The sequence below is a fragment of the Cellulosimicrobium sp. BMG9.22 genome, from assembly GCF_059159975.1.
In genome coordinates, this window is sequence record NZ_JBZGBY010000026.1 from 19,474 (window position 1) to 35,904 (window position 16,431).

Sequence of the window (16,431 nt, forward strand, 5' to 3'; positions counted from 1 at the left end):
CTCGCCACTACCGGGACGGGACGTGCCGGGGTGGCCGTGCTCGCGGGACTGGCCGTCGCGGCCGGTGCCGTGCTGCGCCGTCGGGCGGTCCGGGGCCAGGCTGCGTCCTGACCGCGGTGCGACCGGTCGGCGGTGAATTCAGACCTCGGCGTCAGGCTCCGTGCGGACGGCGAGGCTCTGGTCTCCGAGGCCGTCCCGCTGGTCGGCGGCACGTTCCGCCGCATCCATCGCGTGGTCCTTGACGACGAGCATCCCGAGGAGCGTCGCGGCCGAGACCGCTGCCATGACGACGAACACCGTGCGCAGCCCGAAGAGCTCGCCGAGCAGGCCCCCGACGGCGGCGCCGAGGGGCATGGTCCCCCACGCGACGAGGCGATAGCAGGAGTTCAGCCGGCCGAGGAGGGCGTCCGGCGTGATGCGCTGGCGCAGCGAGAGCGTGACGACGTTCCACACCGCGATCCCGGCGCCTCCGACGGCGAAGACGGCACCCACCGCCCACGGGCTGGTCGTGACCGCCGGAACGGCCACGAGAGCGACCGAGCTGAGGACGGTCAACGTGAGGGATCGCGCGCGGCCCACGCGCGCCACGACGCGTTCCGCGACGAACGAACCGGCGAACGCCCCGACGGCCGTCGTCGTGAGCAGGGCGCCGAACGCGGGCTCCGACAGCCCCATCGGTGATCCCGGCCCCACCGCGTAGAGCACGAAGACGGCGAACACGGCGTTGGTGGCGAAGTTGATGCCGCCCACCATCATCGCGAGCGTGCGCAGGATCCGGTCGTGCCACAGGAACCTCAGCCCTTCGGCGATGTCGGCGCGCACCGTGGTCGACGACGTCCGCTGCGGCCGGTAGGACCCGGGGAGCGCGAGCAGCAGCACGACGGCCAGCGCCCACAGGGCGCCCGGCAGGCCGAACGCGGCCGCCGCGCCGGCCGCGACGAGCAGCCCGCCGAGCGGCGGCCCGACGAACTGGTTGGCCGTGAGCTCCGCGGCATACAAGCGGGCGTTCGCCCGGGGCAACGCCGTGCGCGGGACCACCTGCGGGAGGATCGACTGCGCCGAGGTGTCGTAGAGCGTCTCGGTGACGCCGACGCCGAACGCCACGACGTAGAGCACCACGATGCTCCCCGCGTCGGGGACGAGCGCGACGGCGGCGAGCGCGGCGACGAGCAGGACGCGCGCGACGTTCGCGCCGATCATCGCGTGCCGACGGTCGAGACGGTCGGCCAGCGCACCCGCCGGCAGCGCGAACAGGAGCCAGGGGAGCGTCAGCGCGAACGTCAGGCCGGCGACCAGCGCGGGCGAGTCGGTGTACCGCACGGCGACCAGCGGCAGCGCGACCTTGAGCACGCCGTCGGCGAGGTTCGATACCGTCGATGCCGCCCAGAGCCGGCGGAACGGTGCGCCGAGGGGAGGGCTCGCCGGGCGTCGTCGGCGTGGGGCACGGGCCATGCCGCCCAGGATGGCACAGTGATCGACAAAACCCAATCGATCGAGAACGCTCGACCGGGCATGGCTACGATTGACCCCATGACCGCGCTTCCCGAGGAGTGGCCCGAGGGATCGAGAGCCGCGCACGCCGCAGACCCGTCCGCCGTCGCGCGCGACGTGCCCCGACGCCGTCCGCCGACCGCCCTCGAGGCGAAGGCCCTCGCCCACCCGCTGCGCCAGCGCATCGTGCGCCAGTGCGGGACCCGCGAGATGACCAACAAGGAGCTCGCCGACCACCTCGGAGTCCCGCCGGGCACCGCGCTCCACCACGTGCGGCTGCTCGTCCGCGCCGGGCTCCTCGAGGCCGCCGACGTGCGCACCGGCGCGGGCGGCGCGCTCGAACGTCCTTACCGCGCGACCGGTGCGACGTGGTGGCTCGACGACCCCCTCGGCGGCACGGCACCCGACGTCCGGTTCGGCCCGGTCGCCGCAGCCCTCGACGACGTGCTCGCGGCAGGCCCGGACGCGGTCTCCACGTCGGTGACGTTCCGGCTCCACCTCTCCGACGACGACGTCGCCGAGCTCGACCGCCGCATCCTCGCCGTCCTCGACGAGTACGTCGCGACCGACGACGACCGCCTCGACCGCCCCCTCCACCGCGGCCTGTTCGTCCTGCACCGTCTTGCGCCCTGAGCTGGGTCGGGTTCATTGCCCGCGGGGTCAGGTTGGGTGGTCGGGTGGGTGGCGTGCTCGGGCTGCCGCGCCGTCACCGTGGTCTTTCGTCCTCGCTTCACGAGCGCGGCTCTACGCCCTTCGCACACCACCCACCCCGACCCTCGATGCCCCACCCTGGTCAGCCCTCGCCAGCCCCACGAGTTGTCAGCGCTCCACGGGTCACAGCACCCGTCCGGCGCTGACAACTTCGCATCACACGAAGCGGTCAGCGCTCCACCGGTCTCCAGACCCGTAGAGCGCTGACAAGTCAGACCGACCACCTCGCGAAGTGCTCGACCGGACCAGGCCACCGCGGACCCGACCAGCGGGCACGAGAACGCGGCCCGCACCGCGGACCCGACCAGCGGGCACGAGAACGCGGCCCGCACCGCGGCCCCGACCACGCGGGCCGTAGACCCGACCCCGGATCAGGGGCGGGCGGCGAAGCGCTCCAGGAGTTCGGCGTGGCCGGAGACGATGAGGAGGTCGTTGGCGCTGATCCGGGTCTCCGGGGTGGCGTACAGGAAGTCCTGGCCGGGCGACTTCACGCCGATCACCGTGACGCCGTAGCGCTCGCGCACCTTGGACTGCGCGAGCGTGAAGCCCTGGACCTCCTTCGGAGGGCGCATCTTGACGATGGTGAACCCGTCCTCGACCTCGATGTAGTCGAGGAGCTTGCCGGAGACGAGGTGCGCGACGCGCGAGCCGGCGTCGGCCTCGGGGAACACGACGTGGTGCGCACCGATGCGCTGCAGGATGCGACCGTGCTCGGCGGAGACCGCCTTGGCCCAGATCTGCGGCGTGCCGAGGTCCACGAGGTTGCCGGTGATGAGCACGCTGGCCTCGAGCGACGTCCCGACCCCGACGACCGCGACGGGGAAGTCGCGCGCCCCGAGCTGCTCGAGCGCGACGGGGTTCGACGCGTCGGCCTCGACGAGGGGGAGCTGGCCGCTCCACTGCGCCACGAGGTCGGGGTCGCGCTCGACGGCGAGCACGTCCTGGCCGAGCCGGTCGAGCGTCGCGGCGATCGCCGTCCCGAAGCGGCCGAGCCCGATGACGAGGACTCCCGCGTCCTTGCGCGGGGCTCTCGCCTCGTCGCGCCGCGCCCGCTCGGCACGACCGCGCTCGGCGATGCGCCGGGCGACGGGGTCCGCCGGGAGCCTGTCCTTGGCGGCGCCGGGGGAGAGGGGGTCGGTCACGGTGGGAGCCTTTCTGGTGTTCCGCGCGGGACGCGGGTGGGTGGTGGTGGGTTCGCCCGACGGCGCCCGGTCGCGCCGTCGTCGCGCCTCACCCGATGATGGGGCGCTCCTCGGGGTAGCGCACGATGCGGCGACGGTCGCGCAGCGCGAGCGCGGCGGCGAACGTCATGGTCCCGGTGCGCCCGACGAACATGAGCGCGACGAGCACGTACTTGCCCGCGTCGGGCAGCTCGGGGGTGATGCCCGTGCTGAGCCCGACGGTGGCGAACGCGGAGATGGTCTCGAAGAGGATGACGTCGAGCGACTCGCCGGTGATCTCGAGGAGCAGCAGGCTCGACAGGAGCACCGCCGTCGCGCCGACGAACGACACCGCGACGGCCAGCCGCAGGGTGTCGCGCGGGATGCGCCGTCCGAACGCGTCCATGTCGCGGTCGCCGCGGGCCTCCGAGACGATCGCGATGAGCATGACGGCGAGTGTCGTGACCTTGATGCCGCCCGCGGTCGACGCCGAGCCGCCACCGACGAACATCAGCGCGTCGGTGATGAGCCAGCTCGCCTCGTGCATGTTGGCCGTGTCGACGGTCGAGAAACCGCCGGAGCGCGGCATGACGCCCGCGAAGAGCGACGCGAGGAGCTTGTCGCCGAACGCGAGCGGGCCGAGCGTTCCCTTGTTCGTCCACTCCAGAGCCGCGAAGAGGACGGTCCCGACGACCACCAGCACCGCGCTCATCGTCAGCGTGAGCTTCGTGTGCAGGCTCCACCTGTCCGCACGGCGACGGCTGCGCGCGACGTTGAGGATCACGGGGAACCCGAGCGACCCGATGAACACGCCGAGGATGATCGGCAGGCACAGCATCCAGTCGCCGACGTACGGCATCAGGCCCTGCTCGGTGGGGACGAACCCCGCGTTGTTGAACGCCGAGATCCCGTAGAAGATGCCGTGCCACGCAGCCTCGCCCACCGTCTCCTCGAGCACGACGAAGCGCGGGAAGAGCAGGAGCGCGATGAGCAGCTCGAGGGACGTCGAGGTGATGATGACGACGCGCACGAGGGACCCGACCTCGCCGAGCCGCGTCGTCTTGGTCTCCGACGCCGTGAGCAGCTTCTGCGTGAGGCCGATACGACGGGAGACGGCCATCCCGAGGATCGACGCGAGCGTCATGACCCCGAGGCCACCGACCTTGATGCCGATCAGGATGACGACCTGGCCGTACGTCGACCAGTACGTGCCGGTGGGGACGACGACGAGGCCGGTGACGCACACCGCCGACGTCGCGGTGAACAGCGCGTCCACGAACGGCGCGCTGCGACCGCTCGCCGTCGCCCACGGTGCCATGAGCAACGCCGTGAAGAGCGCGATGACCGCGGCGAACACCGTGACGGCGAGGCGCGCGGGCGACTGCCGGGCGAGGCGGTCGACGATCTCCCGCCCCTTGAACAGGCGCCCGGTCATGCTCGTCGGCATGGAGCCTCCCTCACCACTCGCGTCACTCTGCCACGGGCACCGGGGCCCGTCATGTCGCCGCTCCGGCGCCGGGACATCATGCCTCCTCCACCGGTCGGCCGGGTACACCGACGGGCGCCGCGGCCCGCTCGTCCGGCGGCCGGCCGCCCCGGGCGGGCGTCCGCCGTCGGGCGTTACGGTGAGCCATGCCCACGACCGAGCCTTCGTCGTCGCCGACCGAGCCTTCGTCGTCGACGGCGCCCGCGCCGCTCACGCGGGCGGCGCCCGGCCCCGATGGGGGCGGAGCGCCCGGCGCGTGCGTCGTGTGGAGCCCGGAGCTGCTCGCCTACGACTTCGGCCCGGGACATCCGATGGCGCCGACCCGCCTCGAGCTCACGATGGGGCTCGTGGAGGCGCTCGGGCTCCTCGACGGTGCGGACGGCGTGGACGGGCTCGCGGTCGAGGTCGTGGCGTCGGCGCCCGCTGCCGACGACGTCCTGACCCTGGTCCACGAGCCCGCCTACGTCGCGGCGGTGCGTGCCGCGTCCACGACCGGGACCCCCGACGAGCGTCGTGGTCTCGGCACGGAGGACGACCCCGTCTTCTCGGGGATGCACGAGGCGGCCGCGCGGATCGTCGCCGGTTCGTACGAGGCCGCGGGAGCGATCGCGTCCGGCCGCGTGGTCCACGCGGTGAACGTCGCGGGCGGGATGCACCACGCGAAGGCGGGTGCGGCGTCGGGCTTCTGCGTGTACAACGACGCCGCGGCCGCGATCCGTCGCCTGCTGGACGACGGCGCGGGGCGGGTCGCGTACGTGGACCTCGACGCGCACCACGGCGACGGGGTCGAGGAGATGTTCTGGGACGACCCGCGCGTCCTCACCGTCTCCCTGCACCAGAGCGGCGCGACGCTGTTCCCGGGGACAGGGCACCCGACCGACGTCGGCGGCCCGGGTGCGGAGGGGACGGCGGTCAACGTCGCCCTGCCGCGCCGCACCGACGGCGCCCGCTGGCTGCGCGCCGTCGACGCCGTCGTGCCGCCCGTGCTGCGCGCCTTCCGTCCCGACGTCCTCGTCACGCAGCACGGGTGCGACGCGCACGGGGACGACCCGCTGTCCGACCTCGACGTGTCCGTCGACGCGCAGCGCACCGCCCTCGCCCAGGTGCACGCGCTCGCGCACGAGCTCACGGACGGGCGCTGGCTCGCGCTCGGCGGGGGCGGGTACGCGATCGCGCGCGTCGTCCCGCTCGTCTGGTCGGCGGTCGTGGGAGACGTGGTGCACCGGCCCGTGACCGCGGGGACGCACCTGCCCGAGACGTGGCGCGCGCGCGTCGCCGAGGTCGCGGGCTCCGACGCGCCGCTCGCGTTCGGACCGCCCGTCACGGTGCGTCGCTGGCGCGACGGGTTCGACCCGGACGACGACGTGGACCGGGCGATCGCCGCCACCCGGCGGGCGGTCTTCCCGCTCCTCGGGCTCGACCCGCACTTCGACTGAGGTCTCGCGGGTCGGCGCGTGGCGGTCCCGCACGGCCCGCGTCACGGGCACGAGCGCGAGCGGGTAGTCTAGGGGGCGGATTTCTCTCGTGTTGGTCGGCTCGAGCGCCCTCGTGGACGCCGGGCGCCTCGATCAACCGTGGACCACACGCGGCCGGTCGACCGGTCGCCGACCGACACGCCGCTCGAGCATTGCGAGGACCGTATGGGCTCCGTCATCAAGAAGCGCCGCAAGCGCATGGCCAAGAAGAAGCACCGCAAGCTGCTTCGCAAGACGCGTCACCAGCGTCGTAACAAGAAGTGACGCCGCGCGCGTCCTGACGCGCACGACGACCGCGAGCCCGGCCCTCCTCGAGGGACCGGGCTCGCCGCGTCTCCCTCGACGTCACCAGCCGGACGTGGGGGCGTCCTGGGTGGTGGTGCCGGAGCCGATCTCCGGGGTGACCTGGGTCGGGGAGATCTGCGGTGCGGTCGACGAGCCCTGCTTGAGGGCGGCGAGACGTGCTTCGATCTCGATCGTCTCGCCGGTCGTCTCGAGCTCGGCGAACTGTGCGTCGATGCTCGACGCCGCGACCTCGGCCTGGCCGAGCGCCTGGGCCTCCTCGCGGCGCACGATCTCCTCGTAGCGGGAGATCTCGCTCGTCGGGTCGAGGACGTTGAGGGAGCTGATCGCGCCCTGGACGGTCTGCTGCGCCTGTGCGCTCTTCTGCCGGGCGACGAGCGAGTCGCGCCGGGACTTGAGCTCTCCAAGCTTGTCCTTCATCAGGGCGAGCCCGGACTTGAGCTTCTCGACGGTCTCGCGCTGGGAGGTGATGAGCGGTTCCGACTGCTTGACCTCGGTCTCGGCGGCGATCTGCTTGCCGAGCGCGAGCTTGGCGAGGTTGTCGAACTTGTCGGCGTTCGCGGCGTCGCCCTGCTGGCGGTACCGCTCGGCCTGCGCGGACGCGGCGGCGGCCTTCTGGCCCCACTCCTGGACCGCGGCGACGTCCTCGTTGTAGTCCTGCTCCGCGAGGCGCAGGTTGCCGATCGTCTGCGCGACGGCCTGCTCCGCGTCCGCGATGCTGTTCGAGTAGTCGCGCACGAGCTGGTCCAGCATCTTCTGCGGGTCCTCCGCGTTGTCGAGCAGCGCGTTGATGTTCGCCTTCGTGAGCTGTGCGATCCGTCCGAAGATGCTCTGCTTCTCCGCCATGGCCGTCCCTCTCTGGTGAGCTGTCTGGTGCCGTACCTTCGTCGGTGCTGATGTCGTGCTGCTCGTACCGGGGCCGTCCCCGGCGTTCCTCAGAAGCGTCCGCCGCGGCCGGAGCGGCCGCCCGAGGACCGGCCGCCGGAGCGGCCTGAACGCCTGGACCGGCCGCCGCCGAACCCACCGCCTCCGAATCCACCCCCGAAATTGCCGCCGCCGAACCCGCCGGAGCGCCCGCCGCCGCCCCCGCCGCGCAGGATGGAGTCGAGGAGGATGCCGCCGAGGACCATGCCCCCGACGTTGCTGCCGCCCGATCCACCTCCGCCGAACATGCCGCCGCCCTGCGACGACTGCCAGCTCGACGCGTCCTGCTGGGCGAGGTGCGCCGCGGACTGCGCCTGCGCGTCGGCCTGCTGCGCGCGCTCGAGCGCGGCGACGGGGTCCGTCGGCTGGAGGGTCCGGGCGTCGCCGAGCAGACGGATCGCCTCCGAGAGCCGGGTCCGTGCCTCCGGGCCGACGGCGCCGCGCCGGGTCTCGATGAAGTCGTTCGTCGCGCGGACCTGCGAGTCGACGCGAGCGAGGGTGTCCCGCAGGAGCGCGTTCGCCCGGGCGGCCTGCTCGGCGCGCTGGCGGAACGGCGCGAGGGCGGCGTCGAGCGCCGCCTCGGCGTCGGTGAGGCGACGCAGCGCGGCGAGGGGGTCGCCGCCGTCGCGGGCCGCGGTGCCGGTGGCGACGGCGGCCCGGGCCTCGGCCAGTGCGGGCGTGACGGCCGGGTCGGAGGCGGCGAGCCGGCCGGCGTCGGCGACGTCGGACCCGATGGAGGCGAGAGCCTTGTCGATCCGCGGCCCGGCCTCGGCGAGGTCCGTGCCGGCGCGGCCGACGGCGTCGAGCAGCGTCACCGCCTGCCCGACGGCGTTCTGCGCGGCCCGGGCGAGCGCGACGGCGGTGGCGCGGTCCTTGCGCGTGAGCGCTTCCCGCCCGCGGGCGACCGACTCCTGCGCGTTGGCGACGAGGGCCTGCGCCTGGTCGGGGTTCTCCGCGACGGACACGAGGGCCGTCGCGGGATACGTGCGAGCGAGGCCGTCGAGCGTCACCCGGGCGGGCTCGACGCGTGCCAGCACCTCGCCCGCCCGCCGCTCGGTCTCGTCGAGCACCTGCGGTGCGCGCGCCTGGAGGTCGCGCAGCTCGTCGAAGGTCTGGGACTGGTCGTCGAGCTCGTCGGCGACCTCGTCGCACAGCGTGACGATGCGGGCCATGAGCTGTCGCGCCTGGGGCTCGGTCTCGGGACGGTCGTCGTCGAGCTGCTGGCGCAGGGCGAACGCCTCCGTGACCTTCCGCTTGCTCGCGGTGAGCGTCGCGGCGAACTGCTGCGTCGCCTCGAGGCCGAACTGCGCCTGAGCGAACCCGAGCTCTTGCTCCGACGTCTTCAGGGCGTCGTCGATCGCGACGAGCGCCGCGCTCGCGCGCCGGTTCAGCTCGTCCGTCGGGACGTTCGCGAGCTCGTCCTCGCCGCCCGTGCCCGGCGCGGGTGCCGTGGCGCGCCGCCGCTTCGCCACCGCCCGCACGACGAGGACCACGACCAGCACGACGACGGCGACCCCCACCAGGAGCCACACCCCCGACGCGCCCCCGGCGCCCTGGCTCGCACCGCGCGCCACCTCCGCGGCGGCGATGGCGGCCCCGGCCCAGTCGTCGTCGCGCAGCTCGTCCTCGACCGCCGACGCCATCCGGTCGACCTCGGAGTCGCTCAGCGGGGCGTTGACGTCGACGGAGAGCCCGTAGCGCCGGTCCTGCGTCCCGACCGCGAGCAGGATGTCGTTCGCACCCAGGCCGGACGCGTTCGCGGTGGCGTTGGCCCAGTCGAGGCCGTCCATCCCGTCGAGGTCGGCGACGTAGACGACGAAGAGCTGGAGGTCCGTGTCCTGCGCGAGCCTGTCGAGCGCGTCCTGGACCTCGTCCGTCCGGTCGCCCAGCACGCCGTCGGGGTCGGTGATCTCGCCCGCGACGTCGATCGGCGGGACGGCGTGCGCCGCGCCGAGGGGGACGAGCAGGACGAGGGACGCGAGGACGGTGACGACGGCCGCGACGAGCGCGCGCGGGCCATGGTGCGCGGCACTGCGGGAACGCGAGATGGACGAGCGGGGGACCGTGCTCACGCGCCGATCCTGTCCCAGCCACCGAGGTCCCGCAATCGGGCCTGCGGCAGAGGGGCGCACGGGCTCGTGGGGCAGGGCGGACGACGGCGGGGCCCGCCTCCCGGAGGAGACGGGCCCCGGTGATGCTCAGCGGGACCGGGTGGTCACCCGCACGCCAGCGCCGCGTACGACGTCGTGACGTCCGCGCTGCTGCCCGCGCCGTCCGTCACGGTGACGACCGCGTCGCCGGCGGCGACCGACGTCGCACGTGCCGCGAACGACTGGTAGGCGTTCGCCCCCGGCGCGACCGCGGCGACCGCGCGCGAGCCGTACGGCGTCCCGAGCGTGACCGCGAGCGGGACGTCGCCCGTGTTCGTCGCGCGGACCGCGACGTACGCCTTGCCCGCGAGGCAGCGGGTCGTGACTGCGACGTCGACGTCCGGCTCGGCGGGCAGGTCCGTCGGGTACGCGACCACCTGCGGCGAGGCGAACGACCCGACCGCCGGGGCTCCCGTGTCGTTGACGACGTGGTTGACGCCGCCCGAACCGTTGAGGAAGACGCTCGTCATCGACCGGAACGTGACCCCCGCACGGACCGGCGTCTGGATGCCGCTCTCGACGCGCACGTCGACACCCTGGTTGAAGAACGAGTACACGCCGAGCCCGGTCGCCTCGTGGGTCCGGACGTGGTCGCCGACCCGGTACGACGCGTAGCCCAGGCGGTCGCCGTCCATGAACGCGGCCTGGCTCGGCGGGTCGTAGGGGATCTCGCTCTGGTAGAAGACCGTGCGACCGCGCTCGCCGTTCCAGATCGTCTGGTTCTTCTGGTAGTGCTCGACGAACAGGCCCGTGGCGGTCACGTCGTCGCCGTTCACGACGACGCCGTGGTCGCCCGTGTTCGAGCCCCAGCCGATGCCGTTGCCGTGGTCGCCGCGCCATGCCCAGATGTGGTCGAGGAGGACGTGGTCGCTGTTGACCTCGATGCTCGTCGTCGCCTTGCCGACCCAGGGGCCGCCGATGCGGACGAAGACGTCGGTGAGCGTCGTCGGGTCGGTGGCGTCCGCGACGTGCGCGTCCGCCGGACCGACGCGCACGAGGACGTCGGACTCCACCGGGCCGGCGTCGACCGTGATGCCCGCGACCTTGACGCCCGCGACGTCACCGATCTCCAGCGCGGCGTCGCCCGACATCGGGGCGAGCGACGCGTAGCCGAGGCCGAGGACGACGGTGTCGGGGTTCTCGATGCGGATCGCCTCGTCGAGCTGGTAGACGCCCGGCGTGAGGAGCAGGTGCTTGCCGGACGCGAGCGCGGCGTTGATCTGGGCGGCGGTGTCACCCTCGTGGGCGACGTGGAAGGCGTCGAGCGAGAGCCGCTCACCGGCGTCCGCGTCGGTCGACCAGTCGACGCCACGGGAGTCGGTGCGCGCGTGCGGGACGAAGACGGCGAGCTCCTCGCCGTCGCGGTAGAGGAACGGGGCCTCGCGGCTCAGCGGGGTCGTGTCGAGCGTCGTCTTGTTGCCGGCGGTGCCGTCGGGCTTGGGCCCGAAGTCGGTCGCCGGGGCGCCCTCGACGCCCGAGAAGACCATGTTCCACACGCCGCCGTCCCACGTGCCGACGTCGGAGTTGCGCGTGTACCACTGCTGCTGCGAGCCGGTGCTCAGGGTCCCGGAGACCCGCGAGTTGGCCAGGTAGCCGCCCGACGCGTACTCGCCGTACGCGCCGAAGACGGTCAGGTCGCCGCGGATGTCGACGCGGCGCATGGGGGCGGCCTGGGAGACGGCGAAGCGCATCTGGTGCGGCGCCGTCGACCCGGCCGGGAAGGGGCGGGTCGCGTCCTCGTCCACGGGACGCTGGATCGGGTTGATCGCGACGTTGCTCAAGGAGCGCCAGAAGCGCGTGAGCGAGCCGGGGTCCTGGCAGGACCACGGGTTGTTCGGGCAGGTCACGACGGGCTGGACGCTCAGCGCGCCGTTGATCAGCACGTCGCCCGGCTGCGCGCCGAGGCCCGCGATCGCGGTGTAGTACCCGACCTCGGCGTTGACGAAGCCGGTCGCCGTCGCCGGGTCGTCCTCGCCCGAGGCGTCGCCGTAGACGCCCGGCTCGAAGAACACGGCGTGGCGGTTCTGGCTGAACTCCGCCTCGTCGTTGATGGAGGCGAGGTAGGAGTTGATCTCGTCCACGGACCAGGACTCGTCGATGAAGACGACGTTCGGGCCGAGGTCGGGGTCGGCGGCTGCTGCCGTCGCGGGTGCGGCGAGCGCGACGCCGGTGGCCGCGACGACGAGCGCCGTCGCGCCTGCGCAGGCGGCGCGTGCGCGGCGCGGCGGCGAGCCGCGCCAAGGGATGGTCGAGAGGGTCACGTGGGTGTTCTCCTTCGAACAGCGGTCCCGCGACGGCCGCGAGGCGGGCGCGGGAGCGGTGCGGCGGTGCACCGGTGGCGCGAGCATAACCACGGACTGACTGACATGTCAGTAATTCGGTGGGAGCGCTCTCGCATTTTGGGACAGAACCGTTGAGTGCATGAAAAATGTCGCCTCGAATCGGTTCGAGACGACACATTTCATGCACTCAACGGTTGCGACCCGTCACTGCACGACGCCCAGGTCCTCCGCGTCGACGATCCGGTAGGCGTACCCCTGCTCCGCCAGGAACCGCTGGCGGTGGGCCGCGAAGTCCTGGTCCACCGTGTCGCGCGCGACGACGGCGTAGAAGTGCGCCGTCCGGCCGTCGGCCTTGGGGCGCATCACGCGACCCAGGCGCTGCGCCTCCTCCTGGCGCGACCCGAACGAGCCCGACACCTGGATCGCGACGGACGCCTCGGGCAGGTCGATGGAGAAGTTCGCGACCTTCGACACCACGAGCCGCGAGATCTCACCCGAGCGGAAGGCCTCGAACAGGCGCTGGCGCTCGCGGACCGTCGTCGCGCCCGTGATGAGCGGCGCGTCCAGGTGGTTGCTCAGCTCCTCGAGCTGGTCGAGGTACTGGCCGATGACGAGCACCTGGTCGTCCGGGTGCTGCGCGACGATCTGCTCGACGACGCGGTTCTTGCCCGCCGCCGTCGCCGCGAGCCGGTACTTGTCCTCCGGCTCGGCCACGGCGTACGTCATCCGGTCGGACTCGGGCAGCGTGAGGCGCACCTCGACGCAGTCCGCGGGCGCGATGTAGCCCTGCGCCTCGATGTCCTTCCACGGGGCGTCGTAGCGCTTGGGGCCGATGAGGGAGAACACCTCGTCCTCGCGGCCGTCCTCGCGCACGAGCGTCGCGGTGAGCCCGAGGCGGCGACGCGCCTGCAGGTCCGCCGTCATGCGGAAGATCGGCGCGGGCAGCAGGTGGACCTCGTCGTAGACGACGAGGCCCCAGTCGCGCGCATCGAGCAGCTCGAGGTGCGTGTAGACGCCCTTCCGCTTCGTCGTGAGCACCTGGTACGTCGCGATCGTGACGGGCTTGATCTCCTTGCGCGCGCCCGAGTACTCGCCGATCTCGTCCTCGGTGAGCGAGGTCCGCCGCACGAGCTCGTCGCGCCACTGCCGCGCGCTCACGGTGTTCGTCACGAGGATGAGGGTCGTGGTCCCGGACCTCGCCATCGCGCCCGCGCCGACGATCGTCTTCCCGGCGCCGCACGGCAGCACGACGACGCCGCTGCCGCCGTGCCAGAACCCGTCCACCGCCTGGGCCTGGTAAGGCCGCATCTCCCAGGGCTTCGGTGCCTCGCCCTCGGCCCGCGAGGGCGTCGTCGGGCTGAGGGAGATCTCGTGCTTCTCGCCGTCGACGTACCCCGCGAGGTCCTCGGCGGGCCAGCCCAGCTTGACGAGCACCTGCTTGAGGTGGCCCCGCTCGGACGGGTGCACGACGACGGTCTGGTCGTCGATCCGCTCGCCCACCAGGCCCGCGGTCCGCTTGGACTTGAGCACCTCGGCGAGCACCGCGCGGTCGGTGGCCTCGAGGACGAGGCCGTGCGTCGGGTGCTGCGCGAGCGTGAGCCGCCCGTAGCGCGACATGGTCTCCGCCACGTCGATCAGCAGGGCGTGCGGCACGGGGTAGCGCGAGTACTCGATGAGCGTGCTGACGACCTGCTCGGCGTCGTGGCCCGCAGCGCGCGCGTTCCACAGCCCGAGGGGCGTCAGGCGGTAGGTGTGCACGTGCTCCGGGGCGCGCTCGAGCTCGGCGAACGGCGCGATCGCACGGCGTGCGTCGTCGGCGCGGGGGTGGTCGACCTCGAGCAGCAGCGACTTGTCGCTCTGGACGATGAGGGGTCCGTCGGTCATGTGTCTCCTTGCCGAGGCTCTACGTCGGCGGGGTGTCGGGGGCGACGGAGGCGATGCGGTGGACCGCGACCGTGAGCTCGGCGTCCCGCGCCGGGTCCTGCGCGCGCAGGCGGCCTGCCTCCAGGGTGAGCGGACGCACCCGACGACGGCTCGGTCCTCCCGAGCTGCCGACGACCTCGAGCCACACCATCGCCCCGTCCGCGATCGCCTCGCGCAGGATCCCCAACGCCTCCACCGGGTCGGTTGTTCCCTCGCGTCGTCGTCCGGCAGGCTCCTCGACGCGTCCCCACGCCACCTCACGCGCGGTGGCCGTGCCGTTGCCCCGACCGTCCGCCGTGCCCGACGGCGGCGCGTCGGTCGGGCGGCCGTCTCGCCCGTCCGCACGCGACTCGGCGGAGCGGAGCCGTGCGACGAGGTCGGCGAACCGTAGTCCTGGCGCCGACGCGGGCTGCGGCTCGCCGGTGCGCGCCCCGGATCCCGCGACGCCCCCCGCACGCCCTCGTCCCGCGCCCCGCCGCCACCCGGCCCGCGCCCCGCCCCGGGCAGGCGTGCCGGAGGGCCCCGGGTCGACGCGCCGTCCGGCACGCTCGGCGACGAGGATCTGGCCGTCGGGGCCCTCGACGACCGAGGCGACGCCGTGCTCGCGCAGCGCGTCCTGCAGCTCCCCTGCCGGCGCCGGCGAGACCAGCACGGTCGGCGCGATCAGGACGAGCCCCAGCGGGCGCAGCGCCGGCGCCTCGACCAGGCCCGCGAGCAGCACCGGGTCCTCCGCGCGCACGTAGCTCGACGCGGTGCCGACCCGCACGCGCCCGTGGCGGCGCGCGGCGTCGCGCACGAGGTACTCCAGCGGCTGGGGGACCGGCGTGCGCGAGTGCGCGGCGAGCCGGGTGAGGAGCTCGTCCGCGGTGCCGCCGTGGTCGAGCGCGCGGACCACCGTCTCCGCCGTGAACCGCACGGTCGTGGCGGCACCGCGGGACTCGACGTCGGCGGCGAGCTCGAGGAGCCGCTCGAGCGTGCGCGAGGGTCGGCCCGGGACGATCCCGGTGAGGTCGCCCTGGAGCAGCAGGTCGTCGACCTCCGGCGGGAGGACCGCCTCGAACGCGGCACCGAGGTCGACGGCCGGTGCGTCCGTGGAGGTCGCGTCGTCCGCCTCGAGGAGCGCGCGGCCGGGCGCGGACAGCGCCCCGGCGCCCGCGACGCCGAGGAGCTGCGCCTCGCGCAGCAGACCGGCGACCGCCTGCTCGGGAGGCACCGCGCGGGGCGTGCGCCACCGCAGGACCTCGACGACGTCCCCCGGCCCGAGCACCCGCCCGGGGGCGAGCGCGAGGACGTCCAGCACGGACCGGCGCAGGCGCGGGACCCACGGCCGCCACAGCTCGGGGTCGAGCGCGGCCCGCAGCGCGCCCTTCTCGTCCCGGCTGCCGACCAGCCACGGTGTGCGCCGCGAACGCCACCAGCCCTGCGCGAGCACGGCCCAGCGGTCGCCGAGCTCGTCGTCGAGCCAGTCCTCCGCACCCGCCACGGGGGCGAAGGACGGCGGGTCGTCGCCGTCGTCCGCGACGAGCCCGGCGACCGCGGCGAGCTCGATCACCGCGGCGGCCGTCGTCTCGTCGACCTCCAGCGCGCCTGCGGCGCGGCGCAGGTCGCGCACGCCGAGGCCGCCGCCACGCAGCACCCGGGGCGTGTGCTCGGCCCAGTAGGTCATGAGGCGCGCCACGAGCCGCACCGCCTCGAGGCCGGCGCTCGCGGACTCGGCATCGACCGTCGCGGCGGGAAGCTCGCGCGCGTCCGGGACGGGTGGGACGGTGCGGACGTCGCGGTGGGTGCGTCCGCCGCGCCGCGCGAGGCCGACCTCGCGCGGCAGGACGACGTGCCGCTCGTCCGTGGCGAGCAGGTAGCCGCGGTCGACGAGCCACCGGGTCGCCCGACGCGCGTCCGCGTCCGTCCGCGGCGCGACCCCGACCGGCGGCCCCCAGGCCAGCGCGTCGAGGATCGTGGCCGCGCCCGCCGGAGCGTCGGCCGGGAGCGGCGGGGGCGGGGAGTCCGACGGGCCGGGTGGTCCGAACCCCGCCGGGTGCGGACCGAGCACCTCCGAGAGGCCGGGGGCCGGTCGGACCGCGCCGGGCGTCGTGCCCGGCGCCCACACGAGCGCGAGCGTGTCGAGGCGGCCGAGCGCGTCCGAGACGATGCCCCGGTCGACGCCCGTCGCGCGCGCGACGGCGGCGGGCGTGGCGGGGGTGCCGACGGAGTCGAGCACGAGCGCGGACTCGAGCACGTGCAGCGTGAGCTCGTCGAGCCCGGCGAGCGCGCGTTCGAGGCTCGTCCGGTTCATGGCGCGCGCGGCGAGCGACGCGAGCGTCGAGGGGGAGGGCGTCGCGAGGTCGGGGCGGCGCACGAGCAGCGCGACCAGGGCCGAGTCGTCGCGCTGGCGCAGCGACTCGCTGTACGTCGGGGGCCGCACGGGCCGGTCGGTGGCCATCCGTTCGATGCTACGCGGCGCAAGGGCGTCGACCGTTCGGCACCGCGTGCGTCTGGTCGGCACCTGGTGGTGCCGACCGACACCGG

General features: G+C 74.0%; 11 protein-coding genes. 3 read left to right on the top strand and 8 right to left on the bottom strand.

Features of this window, described 5'->3' with window-relative positions; genetic code table 11:
- Window positions 1–138 precede the first annotated feature (138 nt).
- Window positions 139–1,452, bottom strand: coding sequence for an MFS transporter (locus AC4H2H_RS15700; RefSeq protein ID WP_494371754.1), 1,314 nt, complete (start codon window positions 1,450–1,452; stop codon window positions 139–141).
- Between the two features lie 78 nt (window positions 1,453–1,530).
- Here AC4H2H_RS15700 and AC4H2H_RS15705 point away from each other — a divergent pair, with 78 nt between their 5' ends.
- Window positions 1,531–2,124, top strand: coding sequence for an ArsR/SmtB family transcription factor (locus tag AC4H2H_RS15705; protein ID WP_494371755.1), 594 nt, complete (start codon window positions 1,531–1,533; stop codon window positions 2,122–2,124).
- A gap of 449 nt (window positions 2,125–2,573) precedes the next feature.
- On the opposite strand, the gene AC4H2H_RS15710 is transcribed toward AC4H2H_RS15705, so the two are convergent.
- Window positions 2,574–3,278 (bottom strand): potassium channel family protein, encoded by a 705-nt coding sequence (locus AC4H2H_RS15710; RefSeq protein ID WP_494371782.1) that lies wholly within the window; start codon window positions 3,276–3,278, stop codon window positions 2,574–2,576.
- 154 nt (window positions 3,279–3,432) lie between these two features.
- Complete coding sequence (locus AC4H2H_RS15715) at window positions 3,433–4,809, bottom strand: TrkH family potassium uptake protein (protein ID WP_494371756.1); 1,377 nt, start codon at window positions 4,807–4,809, stop codon at window positions 3,433–3,435.
- Between the two features lie 185 nt (window positions 4,810–4,994).
- Here AC4H2H_RS15715 and AC4H2H_RS15720 point away from each other — a divergent pair, with 185 nt between their 5' ends.
- Both AC4H2H_RS15720 and AC4H2H_RS15725 read left to right on the top strand, forming a co-directional pair.
- A complete protein-coding gene (locus tag AC4H2H_RS15720; protein ID WP_494371757.1) occupies window positions 4,995–6,284 on the top strand; it encodes an acetoin utilization protein AcuC in 1,290 nt (429 codons plus the stop codon).
- Between the two features lie 204 nt (window positions 6,285–6,488).
- A complete protein-coding gene (locus AC4H2H_RS15725) occupies window positions 6,489–6,587 on the top strand; it encodes a 30S ribosomal protein bS22 (protein ID WP_003792170.1) in 99 nt (32 codons plus the stop codon).
- Between the two features lie 81 nt (window positions 6,588–6,668).
- Here the strand turns inward: AC4H2H_RS15725 and AC4H2H_RS15730 are convergent, their stop codons facing one another.
- The 5 genes from AC4H2H_RS15730 to AC4H2H_RS15750 all read right to left on the bottom strand — a co-directional run bounded on the left by AC4H2H_RS15730 (window position 6,669) and on the right by AC4H2H_RS15750 (window position 16,345).
- Window positions 6,669–7,472 (bottom strand): PspA/IM30 family protein, encoded by an 804-nt coding sequence (locus AC4H2H_RS15730; protein ID WP_494371758.1) that lies wholly within the window; start codon window positions 7,470–7,472, stop codon window positions 6,669–6,671.
- A gap of 89 nt (window positions 7,473–7,561) precedes the next feature.
- Entirely contained in the window at window positions 7,562–9,622 is a 2,061-nt protein-coding gene (locus AC4H2H_RS15735; protein WP_494371759.1) for a TPM domain-containing protein, read from the bottom strand.
- 143 nt (window positions 9,623–9,765) lie between these two features.
- Window positions 9,766–11,961: a pectate lyase-like domain-containing protein gene (locus AC4H2H_RS15740; RefSeq protein ID WP_494371760.1), complete on the bottom strand. Its 2,196-nt coding sequence runs from the start codon at window positions 11,959–11,961 to the stop codon at window positions 9,766–9,768.
- 225 nt (window positions 11,962–12,186) lie between these two features.
- A complete protein-coding gene (locus AC4H2H_RS15745; protein ID WP_494371761.1) occupies window positions 12,187–13,866 on the bottom strand; it encodes a DNA repair helicase XPB in 1,680 nt (559 codons plus the stop codon).
- Window positions 13,867–13,885: 19 nt separating this feature from the next.
- Entirely contained in the window at window positions 13,886–16,345 is a 2,460-nt protein-coding gene (locus tag AC4H2H_RS15750; protein ID WP_494371762.1) for a helicase-associated domain-containing protein, read from the bottom strand.
- Window positions 16,346–16,431: the final 86 nt, after the last annotated feature.

What these genes read in the sequence shown, in the direction of transcription:
- AC4H2H_RS15705 (WP_494371755.1), top strand. Translation starts at nt 1,531, where the DNA reads ATGACCGCGCTTCCCGAGGAGTGGCCCGAGGGATCGAGAGCCGCGCAC.
- AC4H2H_RS15750 (WP_494371762.1), bottom strand. Translation starts at nt 16,345, where the DNA reads ATGGCCACCGACCGGCCCGTGCGGCCCCCGACGTACAGCGAGTCGCTG.
- AC4H2H_RS15725 (WP_003792170.1), top strand. Translation starts at nt 6,489, where the DNA reads ATGGGCTCCGTCATCAAGAAGCGCCGCAAGCGCATGGCCAAGAAGAAG.
- AC4H2H_RS15720 (WP_494371757.1), top strand. Translation starts at nt 4,995, where the DNA reads ATGCCCACGACCGAGCCTTCGTCGTCGCCGACCGAGCCTTCGTCGTCG.
- AC4H2H_RS15730 (WP_494371758.1), bottom strand. Translation starts at nt 7,472, where the DNA reads ATGGCGGAGAAGCAGAGCATCTTCGGACGGATCGCACAGCTCACGAAG.
- AC4H2H_RS15700 (WP_494371754.1), bottom strand. Translation starts at nt 1,452, where the DNA reads ATGGCCCGTGCCCCACGCCGACGACGCCCGGCGAGCCCTCCCCTCGGC.
- AC4H2H_RS15745 (WP_494371761.1), bottom strand. Translation starts at nt 13,866, where the DNA reads ATGACCGACGGACCCCTCATCGTCCAGAGCGACAAGTCGCTGCTGCTC.
- AC4H2H_RS15715 (WP_494371756.1), bottom strand. Translation starts at nt 4,809, where the DNA reads ATGCCGACGAGCATGACCGGGCGCCTGTTCAAGGGGCGGGAGATCGTC.